Annotated in this window: 1 protein-coding gene; it reads left to right on the top strand. The window is 36.0% G+C overall.

Annotated elements, in window-relative coordinates:
• The coding region (locus tag P3R27_RS14685) for an AAA family ATPase (RefSeq protein ID WP_438839300.1) at nucleotides 1-522 on the top strand (522 nt) is incomplete at both ends.

Here is a 522-nt window from a genome sequence, read left to right as displayed (position 1 = left end):
ATCGAGTCAAGAATCCCAAAGGGATATTTTCGATCGCTTGTTTCAGTTTCGTTTAGTGCATTTGATCCTTTTACTCCTCCTAAAGAACAACCTGACCCAGCAAAAGGTACACAATACTTTTATATTGGACTCAAGAATGCTGCCAGCAATAGTTTAAAATCACTAGGCGATCTCCGCTTAGAATTCATTTCAGCATTTATTGGTTGTATGAGAGTAGATAGAAAAAGACAACTCTGGCTTGAAGCTATCAAAAAACTAAGTAGTGATGAAAACTTTTCAAATATGGAACTCATCAGCCTCATTTCTAAATATGAAGAGTTAAGACGTAATGAACCACAGATTCAAGTGGACGATGATAAATTCACTAAATTGTTTTATGACAATATCCAGAAATATCTGCTTCGAATGAGCTCTGGACATGCAATTGTTTTATTTACTATCACAAGATTAGTAGATGTCGTTGGCGAAAAGTCATTAGTTTTATTCGATGAACCAGAGGTTCATCTGCATCCACCTTTGCTC

The sequence above is a fragment of the Enterococcus spodopteracolus genome, assembly GCF_030441955.1.
Lineage (GTDB): Bacteria > Bacillota > Bacilli > Lactobacillales > Enterococcaceae > Enterococcus_B > Enterococcus_B spodopteracolus.
Note: the sequence above shows the minus strand (reverse complement) of the source record. Positions and strands in the feature narration are given on the sequence as shown.